At 61.9% G+C, this 10,891-nt stretch carries 10 protein-coding genes and 1 pseudogene; 4 read left to right on the top strand and 7 right to left on the bottom strand.

From position 1 onward, the window contains the following. Nucleotide 1: 1 nt before the first annotated feature. Nucleotides 2–760 (bottom strand): hypothetical protein, encoded by a 759-nt coding sequence (locus OHA42_RS02830; RefSeq protein ID WP_406234312.1) that lies wholly within the window; start codon nucleotides 758–760, stop codon nucleotides 2–4. 505 nt (nucleotides 761–1,265) lie between these two features. Here OHA42_RS02830 and OHA42_RS02825 point away from each other — a divergent pair. Further along, nucleotides 1,266–2,216 (top strand): annotated as a pseudogene (locus OHA42_RS02825) (IS481 family transposase); the annotation flags it as partial. 93 nt (nucleotides 2,217–2,309) lie between these two features. Here the strand turns inward: OHA42_RS02825 and OHA42_RS02820 are convergent. Beyond that, nucleotides 2,310–2,474 (bottom strand): hypothetical protein, encoded by a 165-nt coding sequence (locus OHA42_RS02820; RefSeq protein ID WP_406239937.1) that lies wholly within the window; start codon nucleotides 2,472–2,474, stop codon nucleotides 2,310–2,312. Between the two features lie 715 nt (nucleotides 2,475–3,189). Between OHA42_RS02820 and OHA42_RS02815 the strand changes: the two genes are divergently transcribed. Continuing rightward, a complete protein-coding gene (locus tag OHA42_RS02815) occupies nucleotides 3,190–4,431 on the top strand; it encodes a lipase family protein (RefSeq protein ID WP_406234311.1) in 1,242 nt (413 codons plus the stop codon). A gap of 581 nt (nucleotides 4,432–5,012) precedes the next feature. Here OHA42_RS02815 and OHA42_RS02810 read toward each other — a convergent pair. The 5 genes from OHA42_RS02810 to OHA42_RS02790 form a co-directional block, all read right to left on the bottom strand. Then, nucleotides 5,013–6,239: a cytochrome P450 gene (locus OHA42_RS02810; protein ID WP_406234309.1), complete on the bottom strand. Its 1,227-nt coding sequence runs from the start codon at nucleotides 6,237–6,239 to the stop codon at nucleotides 5,013–5,015. A gap of 10 nt (nucleotides 6,240–6,249) precedes the next feature. Beyond that, nucleotides 6,250–7,482, bottom strand: coding sequence for a cytochrome P450 (locus OHA42_RS02805; RefSeq protein WP_406234307.1), 1,233 nt, complete (start codon nucleotides 7,480–7,482; stop codon nucleotides 6,250–6,252). A gap of 451 nt (nucleotides 7,483–7,933) precedes the next feature. Then, nucleotides 7,934–8,281, bottom strand: coding sequence for a DUF397 domain-containing protein (locus tag OHA42_RS02800; RefSeq protein WP_406234306.1), 348 nt, complete (start codon nucleotides 8,279–8,281; stop codon nucleotides 7,934–7,936). 56 nt (nucleotides 8,282–8,337) lie between these two features. Next, nucleotides 8,338–8,544: a DUF397 domain-containing protein gene (locus OHA42_RS02795; RefSeq protein ID WP_406234305.1), complete on the bottom strand. Its 207-nt coding sequence runs from the start codon at nucleotides 8,542–8,544 to the stop codon at nucleotides 8,338–8,340. Beyond that, nucleotides 8,541–9,425, bottom strand: coding sequence for a helix-turn-helix domain-containing protein (locus tag OHA42_RS02790; protein WP_406234304.1), 885 nt, complete (start codon nucleotides 9,423–9,425; stop codon nucleotides 8,541–8,543). The genes OHA42_RS02795 and OHA42_RS02790 overlap by 4 nt, the downstream gene beginning before the upstream one ends. 261 nt (nucleotides 9,426–9,686) lie before the next feature. Here OHA42_RS02790 and OHA42_RS02785 point away from each other — a divergent pair, with 261 nt between their 5' ends. After that, nucleotides 9,687–10,148, top strand: coding sequence for a DNA-directed RNA polymerase subunit beta (locus OHA42_RS02785; protein WP_406234303.1), 462 nt, complete (start codon nucleotides 9,687–9,689; stop codon nucleotides 10,146–10,148). Next, nucleotides 10,145–10,576, top strand: a complete 432-nt coding sequence (locus tag OHA42_RS02780; protein WP_406234302.1) for a DUF4254 domain-containing protein — start codon at nucleotides 10,145–10,147, stop codon at nucleotides 10,574–10,576. The genes OHA42_RS02785 and OHA42_RS02780 overlap by 4 nt, the downstream gene beginning before the upstream one ends. Nucleotides 10,577–10,891: the final 315 nt, after the last annotated feature.

Here is a 10,891-nt window from a genome sequence, read left to right as displayed (position 1 = left end):
CTCAGTGCCGCGGGCGGGCTCCGTCGATTCGCCCGACGATCTCCGCAGCGACATCCGTGCTGATCCGTTCATCGCCCTTTGCAGCCGAATCGGGGGATCCGCCGCGCAATTCGAGCAGAATTCGATCGACGTGCGGGCGAACCTCGGCAACCTTGTCGGGAAACATCAGCTCGGCGTAAGTGCGCAGATTCCGCGGCGACAACAATTCCGGACGCAATTCCGGCATGAAATAGTCGACGAAATGCGCACCACCAGTAGGGAGCCCGTACTCGTCGGCGATATATGTCAGATCCTCGAACAATGCGCGCAGATTCACCAGGTCTCGCCGCACCGCATCGGTGCAGACTCTGCTGATGTCGTCTCGGGCGGTCCATTCCGCGACGAGGTCGAGAATGGTGCGATGTGGTGTGGTGACCGGCACGCCGTTGTGGACCATGACGCCATCGGGAGTCAGCGGCACGGCAGTGATTCGCACCGCGCGTGGCGTAGCACGTTCCGTTGGCGCGGTGAACCGCACACCGATCGATTTCACGGCACCGATACCGATAAGGGCGCAGGCGGACTCGTGCGACAGCACCGCGTCCTCGTGGAGTCTTTCGGGTCGCTCCCAGCGGAAGGTCTCGGGCGAAATCGCGAGCCAGGCAGCGTAGGGGTAGGCGAACCTGGGGCTGTAGGAGCTTCCTGAAATTTGGTAAACGGACCAGTCGAGCTCGCGGATCAGGCCGAATTCCTTGAATCGGTCGAGCATTGCGTCGTCCACGCCCACCCGTCTCGTTTGCGCCGCCGTGATCAGGCCGTTTTGGCGCGCTGCCGTGATCGACAATTGGTAAAAGTTCTCTTCCCACATCGAATCCTCCAGGCACACGAGCGATATCGGCAGCGCTGCCAACAGTACTGTGGAGTCGGCTGTGGTGTGCGCATGTGGACGAGCCGAGCACGACGGATACCTGCCTGGTACCAGCGCCACCGTCAGCTCCGCTGTGTGGGGAGCTCAGCGGCAAGGAGATGGGAACAGCCCGCTTCTGGATCCTGAGTCATCGGCTCGTCCGACCCTCAGTGACGGTTACGCCACGGCGACGGCCTTGGATTATGGAACTCGGCCGAGCTTCGAGGAATGACTGGGTACGATCCGCAACCGTGCGTCTATGCTCTGACCTAGGTGTACTGACCATGGACGTTGGTAACGGCGTGGCGAGCTGACATGGCGAAGACCTCCGAGTGAGATGCGAGCTGTCTAGGAACGCATTCACCTTCCGGAGGTCTTCGTGTCTCACCGTAACGCTCCGTTGTCGGAGTTGGGCCGGTTGCGTCTTGCTCGTTGTGTCGTCGATGAAGGGTGGCCGCTCCGAAGAGCGGCCGAACGATTCCAAGTCTCGGCGACCACAGCGTCGCGGTAGGCGGGTCGCTACCCGGCTTCTCGGTGTTGCCGGCATGGCTGATCGGTCCTCGCGGCCCCACCGCAGCCCACACCGGACACCGACACGCACCGAACGCCGCATCATCAAAGTCCGTGTCCTGCGCCGATCGGGACCCGCCCGCATCGCCTACCTACTCGGCTTGCATCCCTCGACCGTGCACCGGGTCCTGACCCGCTACCGGCTGGCCCGGCTGCGCTGGCTCGACCGCGCCATCAGCCAACCAGTGCGCCGCTATGAACACGACCACCCCGGGGATCTGGTCCATGTCGATGTCAAAAGCTCGGCAAGATCCCCGACGGCGCCGGTTGGCGCAAACTCGGACGCACCATTGGCAAACGAAACTCCCAGGCGCACAAAACCATCGGGGTCAACAATGCTCACGGCAACCCGATGCGCGGCTACCACTACCTACGCACTGCCTTGGATGATCATTCCCGGCTCGCCTACACCGAACTGCTCGCCGATGAACGCAAAGACACCGCCGCCGCGTTCGGGGCCCGCGCCAACGCCTGGTTCACCGCCACCGGCAGAACCATCCGAAAAGTGTTGACCGACAATGGTTCCTGCTACAGATCCCGCACCTTCATCGATGCCCTCGGACCGGTCGTCCACAAACGCACACGTCCCTACCGGCCACAAACCAACGGCAAGGTCGAAGGGACTGCCCCCGGTTCCATTCCGTGCCAGGGTGGGCATGGCCGTGTGTGGCGATCGGATTCGCCACAGGCTTCGCGACATCAACGAATCAAACTTGGCCACAAACCGATTCACGCTCCGCAGCCCGCGCAGTCGGACCCGTGTCGGATTTCGCGCACAGCGCCGTGGTGTCGATCGGGAGCTGAACGGGATTCTGTCATGCCACCCCAAACGGCCGGTAAGGCGAAGACCGTCTCAGATATTGAGCGACATCAGGGCGATGTTGATGGCTCCGGCGATGAGTTCAAGCGTCTGCACGCAGTAGAAAGCAGCGCCGAAGTTCTCGTGTGAGGCAAGGATATCGAGGCTGATAGCGGAGGGGATGAGGATAAGCAGGCCGTTGGCCGCGATGAACGGCATGCGCCGTCTCTTGCTGCGATGGACGGTAGGTTCGACCCCCGGCGGTCCGTACTCCGCTCGCTCCGGCGAAAGCCAGGGCGAGCACCAGCACCGGCAGCCCCCAGGGGATTGCCTGTTTGACCACCGTAATGGCATGTCTGGAGCCGGAGATCTCGGTGGTGATGGTGGAGATCCAAAACGTCAGAATGGTTAACAGGCCGACTGTGCCTGCAATCGGATGGAGGCGTCTGAACATTGCGAATCGCCTTTCGCCTGATGGTGTCAGCCGTCGTTCGCGCGGTCGCTTTCGAAGTTGTCGACCACCTGTGAGAGCGTGCGCATGAAGGCTGCGATCTGCGCATCGGACAGGCCGTGGGTCGCTGCCGCGTTCACTTCGCCTGCTGCCTGTAGCAGCACGGGCTGTAGGTCGCGGGCGCGCTATATAGGTCGCTATAAGTAACCAGAGCTTGCGCTGGGATACGCGCAGTACCTCGGGCTAACAGGCGCAGTGGCAACACCTTCAGCATCCACCCGAATATCGCGGTCCGCCAACGCCCCAGCCGCCTGACCACCGACATCCCCACTCCTACAGTCAACTCACCCCATTCGGGTTAGACTCGTATCCACAGCTACCGGTCCGGGATGATCTGTCCCCGATGCGGACGCGGCGTGTGAATGCGCGTCACCGCTTTCTCCTCTCTGTTTCGGATGAAACTCATACGGCAAGGAGCGGTACATGACTGCACGATCCACGACGATCAGTGAGCCGACTCTGCAAGACAAGATCACATACCAGCTGTGCGAGTACGCGAATCTGGTCAACAGCATCAGCAAAGAAGACAGTGACCTGGAGGGGACGCTCTATCAGAAGATCCAGCAGTATCTCGACACCAACCAGGAGGTCATCGGGGGGTGGGAGATCGTATGGGGTCCGGGGGTCGCGCTGTTCGACACCGACTTGTACGCGGTCAACGCCCTGTACATGGTGCGAAGCACCGAGGATCGCTCCCGGTACGTGATCGCCATGGCCGGCAGCAGCGACGCACTGGTGTTCGACTGGCTCGTCGAGGACTCCTTCATTCTCCAGACGCCGTGGTTCGCGAATAGCGCCGCCTTGCACACGATCGGCACGGCCATCGGGGTGAAAACCCTCATAAGTCTCAAACCCTCCGGCCCCCGTCCCGGCGCCGGTCACACCTTGCCCGAGTTCCTGAGCACGCTCGGCGACAAGGCGATCGACCTCACCGTCACCGGCCACAGTCTCGGCGGTGCCCTATCACCCACGCTGGCCCTGTTCCTGCGCGACACCCAATGGCTATGGGACAATTCCGAGAAAGCCAGGATCAGCGTGCTCTCGACCGCCGGACCGAGTTTCTGCAATCAGGAATTCGTCAACTACACCACCCAACGCCTGCAACGAGTGCAGCGCTACGCCAACGACCTCGACATCGTCCCGCACATGTGGAACCCGCCCGACATCGATGGCGCCAAGGCTCTCTACTCCAAGAACAACCAGCCTGCTCCCGACGGTATGAAGGCTGTGTTCGACTTGCTCGAGATGCAGGCGTCCGTGTCGGGCCAGTATGCACACTTCGAACCCACCAGCGGCGTGTTCCAAGGCACGTTCAACGATGAGATAAATCAAACGCAAGGCTCGACGCCAGACGATTTGTACTTGCAACAGGTCGGGTACCAGCACATAGGCGGCTACCATGAGTTCTTCGAAATCAAAGGCGTCCAGTGGCCGCAGGGCGTCGTAGCCCTCCCGCCAGTCGGCGCCGACACCGTGGTGGGCCGCATCCTGGCCTCTGCCGGTGTACCGCTCGGCAACGGTGCCGGGAAGGTATTGGCGAACCGTCGGCCGGTAACCGTCCCGATCAACGGACAGCCCGTGGAGCTGCCCACCGACCACGACAGCCCCGAAGCCAAGAAACTCGTGGACCGCGTCACCGCCGAGTTCGACCCCACCGCCGCATGAACTGATGCCCCGGGCCCCCGCCGCCATGGTGTGGCGGGGGTGGGTGGGGTCATCGCCGCAGGCGACCGCCAGCACGCGGAACGTCTGCATTGCACCTCAACCGCAACCACTGGACCAGCCTGCTCGAGGCACGCGTGGTCATCGGTGACTTCAAGACCGATCACAACCGACACCACCGGCATGCCGGCTCGGGTCCTGTAGGGCAGTCGAGCGCGAGTGGCCAAGGCTTGACGTCAGCGAAAGACCCCACGTCACACTGCATTACTGCTTCCTGCATACGGTCCTGCGAGGCCCTCGGGAGCCTGCGCAGGGGCCTTCATACCTGCGCCCATGAGATTTCAGTGGAATCTGCTCGGTACAACCGTACGGAGGACGTCGCGAAGCCTGGCCATTCGATGTTCAGAACAACCAGGTTCCGGCATTGCACGGCAAGCTGCCCGCGGAAATACTGTCACGGCGCGTGCCCGGTAATCGCAAGGGGACAAGCTAATTCACGCCACGAATCGAATGCAGATACAAGTTGCCGCTTGGTGTCCGTGTTCGCGACGGAGTCGCGAACACGGACAGGTCAGTAGGGCTGTCTATTCGCTTGTCAGGTACACCGGCAGTGTTTCATGTCCGTTCGAGATGAAGCTGTTCACGGTATTCAACTCCGACGGGTCCACGGCCAGCCGCATGTTCGGAAAGCGCTCGAAGATGGCGGGCAGCGCGACGGTGGCCTCCAGCCGGGCAAGCGGGGCACCCAAGCAGTGGTGGGCGCCGTAGCCGAAGGACAAGTGCTCCTTGGAGGCTCGGGTGACGTCGAAGGTGTCCGCGGTGTCACCGTGCAGCTTCGGGTGACGGTTCGCACCGGCGTAGGAGGCGAGGATTGCATCGCCCTTGGAGATATGGACGTCGTCGATGTCGATGTCGTCCACGGCGTATCGCAGCGGTAGGTGCGCTACCGGGGCTTGGAACCGCAATGATTCCTCGACGACGTCCGACCAAGCCGCCCGGCCCTCTACTACCGCGGCGAGTTGCTCGGGGTGGGTCAGCAACGCGAAGATGGCCTGGTCGAGCAGATTGACCGTCGTCTCGTGGCCAGCGCTGATGACAAGCAGCAGCGTGTCGATGAGTTCCTGCTCGGTGAGCCGCGAGCCGTCCTCCTCGTCCACGTGCGAGATCAGCAGGCTCGTCATGTCATCGCCGGGTTTGTCACGACGGAACTTGACCAGCTCGCCGAGAATCCGGTACATCTCCATGTAATTGGCGTGCGATTCCTCTGGGCCGAGGGAAGTGTCGAAGATTCCGTCGACACACGCGCGCAGGCCGCTGTTCAGCGACTCCGGAACACCCATCAGCTCGCTGATGACCTGGATCGGCAGTGGATAGGCGAAACTCTCACGCAGGTCGACCGCCTCACCTGGAGGGGTCTGTTCGAGCTTGTCCAGAAGGTTCGCGGTGATGCGGTCGATGAGCGGGCGCATCGCTTTGGTGCGGCGATCGGTGAACGCGGGTGCGACCAGTTTGCGCAATCGCTTATGGTCGGCTCCATACGCGGTGAACATATTGTCCGCTACCACCCACAGAAGAAGCGACCAGGTCTGCGGTACTTCACCATTGATGAGTGCTGGCCAATGCTGGCGGGCGTCCTTGGACACTCTCTTGTCGATGAGCAGGCGCATGAGTAACTCGGGATCGGTAACCGACCACGCTTTGACACCGCCGGGCAGCTCAACCAAGACGGCAGGTCCAAGCGCTCGAAGGTCCGCGGACTCCCTTTGGATGTCAGTCCCTGTCGGGTTGAGGACGATCAATTGTTGGTCCATCGTTATCTCCTTAGAACACTGGCAACGGCAACGGCAACGGCGACGATCCAGGGAAGACGACAGGCAGTGCGGCCAGTGCCCGATGGAAAGGTCCTGGTCGCCACGCCAGGTCTTCGGCGGCGCCGGCCAGTCGCAGTTCAGGCAGCGCGTCGAGCAATTGGTCGATGGCCTCCTGCACGATCAGGTAGGCGATCGACCTCGCGGGACAGGCATGCGGCCCGAGACCCCACGCCAGATGCGAGCGATTATCGGTGTATTCACCGCTGCCGATGTCCGGATCGTTGTTGCAGCCGGCCATGCTGATCACGACCGGCTGGTTCGCGGGCAGCCACACTCCGTCGATCAGGATCGGCTGGCGGGGGTAGGACACGCAGTAATTCGCCAACGGCGGGTCGGTGAACAAGACCTCATCGAGGGCGTCACGAGTGGACAGTGTGCCACCGTGCACACTGTCCGCGAACCGGTCGTCGGTCATCATCAGCAGCAGCGTGTTGACGATCAAATTCAGCTGTGGCTCGATACCCGCGCCGTAGAGAGTGACCAGTTGGTGGATCATTTCCTCGTCATCGAGCGCGGCTGGATCTTCGATCAGCCGCGTGGTGACATCGCTGCCAGGTTCTTGTCGCTTCAAGCGGACCAATTCCACCAGGCCTTCGGTGAGCATCGCATTGCCCTCGGCCGCGTTGATGCCCTCGAAGATCGCGGCCATGCCGGTGGCGACCTTCTGCCCGATCTCTGGTGTGCAGCCGAGGATCGTATTGAGGACTTCGAAGACGAGCGGATACGCGTACTGACTGATCAAATCAGCGGCACCGTCTTCGCAGAACGTGTTCACCAGCCGGATGGCGTGCTTCTCGACAATGGCGTGGAGCGCGTGCCCGTCGATCTCGGCGATGCCCGCCGTGTTCGCCTGCCGGTAGCGCTGATGGTCGAGGCCAGTGTTGCGCAGCGCGTTCGGCCGCCATCCCAGCATCGGCAGAATCGGGCACTCACTCGGCACATTCTTCTCCCAGCCGCGCGGATCAGCGGGGAAGTGATCCGGATCGTTGAGAATCCTTACGGCGGTGCGATATCCGATCACCAGGGTGGCTGGGATGCCCGGCGACAGTTCGATCGGCACCAAGGAGCCGTAGTTACGACGCATAGCGCGGTAGGCGCTGTGTGGATCTCTCGCGAACGCCTCGGAATGGAGCGAGACGCGGGGCCCACCGGCATCGATCGGCGAGCTGTGTGTGCCGGGCATTTCCACAGATGATCTCCCAACGGTGACATTGAAAAGACGACAGTGCCAGACATGCTCTGTGACCGCGCGTTGGAACGGGCAGGCAGCAGAGCGTCCCCAAGCCGTGTCTGTGGAATGCCTCTCCGGCAGTCACGAATTCGCAAGACAACGCACACTACGGGTGTGGTTGTCGAGGGCTGATCCCTCGGCAGGTCGGGTGCGCGCAAAACGGTAGGGCTAACGAGCACCAGCGTGGGTCAGTTCAGTGCATCTTCATGATGCTGAGCCGTTTCCTGCCGGCTAGTGGAGATACCGAACCGCGCGGGCAGTAGGAATTCCGGCATCCACTCAACTCTCGTTGGACCCACCCGAAGCCCCGTAGTGATGTGACAGTCAAGTTCCCTTCGGGTGTGTGCCGGGTGTCAAACCTGTTGTCCCAGAGCGGTGTTTGAGTGACAGCACTCGATACTACTCACAGGCGCAAGGTCCTCGACAGTGAAACTCCTCCCGGACATCGGGCACGCCGTACTCGGCCAGACCGGCGCAGTACTGGACTTCCTGCGCCGATGATCGACCGCGCGGACCGCGGTAGATCGCGGTCCGCCAAGGCTCGGTCAAGAGATAGTCGCTCGCCGTCGTGGATGCCGCCGGTGAAGGCGTCCCATTCGCTGGGGGTGAAGACGAGCGCGGGGCCGGTCGGGTTCTTGGAGTCGCGCACGCCGACGTGGCCTTCATCGAGGAACGCGACTTCTACGCAGTCCTTGCCCATTGAGCTGCGGCTGCTCTTGAACCATCGAGCTCGGGACAGATCAGACGTCATGTCTCGCTTCTTTTGCGGGTCCGGTCGACGGAGGCGGCTTCTTCGCGTTCCCAGACTTACGCGCGGTTGAACTCGCCGTCCTGTACTCCGGCGGTGAACGCGTCCCACTCGCCGGGGGTGAAGACGAGCGCGGGGCCGGTCGGGTTCTTGGAGTCGCGCACGCCAACGACGCCGCCTTCGAGGAAGGCGACCTCGACGCAATCGGCTTGAGCGGCGCTGCGGCTGCTCTTGAACCATTGAGCTCGGGACAGATCAGCAGTCATGTCTCTTGTAACTCCTTTGCCACCTGCCGAAGCAGGCTCCTGCTTGCTGCCACATCCAGCGAATGTTGCTGAAGACTCTGGTGCACCCGATCGTACAGTTGCACGTCAACGGTCTTCTCTAGGTAAATGCATCCGACGAAGGTCTCCAAGTAGACGACCTGGGGCCAGACCGGCTTCCCCTTCCCATCCTTGCCGAACTCGAGGATGGCGAATTGTCCAACGGCATGGCCGATCGGTGCTCCGGCCGAGAAGGGCAGCACCCGAACCGTCACGTTGGACAGCTTTCCTATCTCGGCTAAGTATCGAAGTTGTGCTGCCATGACATTGGGACCACCCACGGTGCTCCGGAGGACTGATTCGTGGAGTACCACGTCGAGCGCGATCGGCTGATGCTTCCTGGTGACGATTGTTTGACGCTTCGTCCTGAGCTCGATCCGCCGATCGTGCTCAGCACTGTCCTCTGCTGGGTAGCCCATCTGCATGAGAGCCCGGGCATAGTCGGCAGTCTGGAGCAACCCAGGTATCAGTGACGGCTGGTACGTGTTCAGCCTCCGTGCCGCGGTTTCGAGCCCGACGTACACATCGAATGTGGCTGGGATCAGATTGCCGTATTCGTGCCACCAGCTCTTCTCGGCTCCTTGGCGCAATAGTCCGACCATGGCGGTGGTCATCTCGTCGGACATCTCCAAGACATCGCAAACTGCCTGTAGGTCACGGACTTTCAGCCGTGTTGCTTCCCCCTTTTCCAGTCGTTGCAAGACAGATGAACTCAGGTCTGCGAGCTCTGCCAGCTTCTCCTGCGACAGGTTCAGCGCAGTGCGCGCCTCATGCAGGTAGCTGCCGAGCTGCCGCCTCGGCAAGGTCGAACCGGTGTCGGTCAAAGTGCCCTTTCTGTTGTGGCGCTCGCCCGTTCTGGGTGAAGGGAGCCACCTGCGCGGGGATTGCTCTGCACTTTCGGGTTAGTTCAACTGGGTTACCCAGTTTATGACACTTCCCGCAGGTCGGAGGTGTTTTGCTCTAGTTATGCGCCTGGCAGGTAGCCCAAATCTGCTTCGCTTCCAAGCTTTCCATCCTGGCTACACCACAGTCCGCCCAGGACATGGGCGCCCCAATCCATCACCGATGCGACTCGAGGTCTCCGTATGGACCACATAGCTTTTGGCGACACGCCCGTGTCCCGCTGCCGGTACTACCGGCTGGTGTGCGATCTCCCCGCGATCGTTGACCCGCCGCAACTCGGACGGATCATTGTCAAAGCGGGGATTGTGTGGGCGGTGATGATGCCCACCGATCTCGGGCATGCAGTGCGACGGGAAATGCAACGCAGGCAACAAGATACCGGACCCATCATGTCGCATCCCCGGTCGAGCCGATGGAGTTACCTGGTGCGTCCAGACCTGCCCAACGACGACAGTCTGTTCGCCGAGATGTTCCGTCTCAACGTCTCGATAGTGCGAGCGGGCGGGGCGATCGCACTGCCTTCCCCTACCGATCGGTGCCCGCAATTCCGACGCTGGATCGAGCCGCCGCGCTGTGCATTCCGTCCTTCCGGGCTGGTGGTCATCGCGTCAGTACGCGCGACTGCTCAGGTGCGTGAACGATGATGCTCGATGCACCGTTGCCTGGAAAAAACCTGATGTTGGCCGCATGTCGCGGCGATGTGCACAACGATCACCCGCTACTGCATTCGGCCAAGGAACTTGCCGAACTACACGAGCGGCGACTCTGTGCCTGCCGCGAGCAAGCCGATGAGATCGACCACGAACGTGCACGCCTGGTCCGCGAAATCGACTACTGGGTCTGCGTGCACCTCCCGCCGTCACTCGGTGCGGCACGTGTGCACACAGAAACCATCGGTGCGGTGGTCGACCGGCTCGGCCAGTTCACCGCCTGCGCATTCGCGGCATTGGCAAGCGGTTCGAAAGGGGAGCTCGGTGACGCGTGGGAGAGGCTCGCTGAGCTGGCGATCGGCTACGAAGATCTGAAAGATGAAGTGTCCGTCGGGCGCCGCCGCCTACCAGGCGGGCCCTAGGCGCGGTGCGAAGCACGGTGCTCGACATGACGGTGTCGACGGGCAATCGCTCCTAACTCCCGAGCTGACGATAGCCCGCCCCAACTAACGAAACACGGCGCCTCATCCCCAACGTGCGCTCCTCAAGTCTTCGTGCCCTATCTCTGGACCGGCACTTTGTGTCTGGACCTGCACCCCCCTGCAATACCCAGAGTTGGTGCCTATCACAGGAAGTGTGCGGTTCTGAGGTGTCTTCTGGCCAGAAAGACCAGCATCAACCGCCGAGTTCGCTTGCACCGCCGGTTGACCGGCCAGTACCGTCAACAGAGAGCTGAC

This window comes from Nocardia sp. NBC_01009, assembly GCF_045208035.1.
Lineage (GTDB): Bacteria > Actinomycetota > Actinomycetes > Mycobacteriales > Mycobacteriaceae > Nocardia.
Note: the sequence above shows the minus strand (reverse complement) of the source record. Positions and strands in the feature narration are given on the sequence as shown.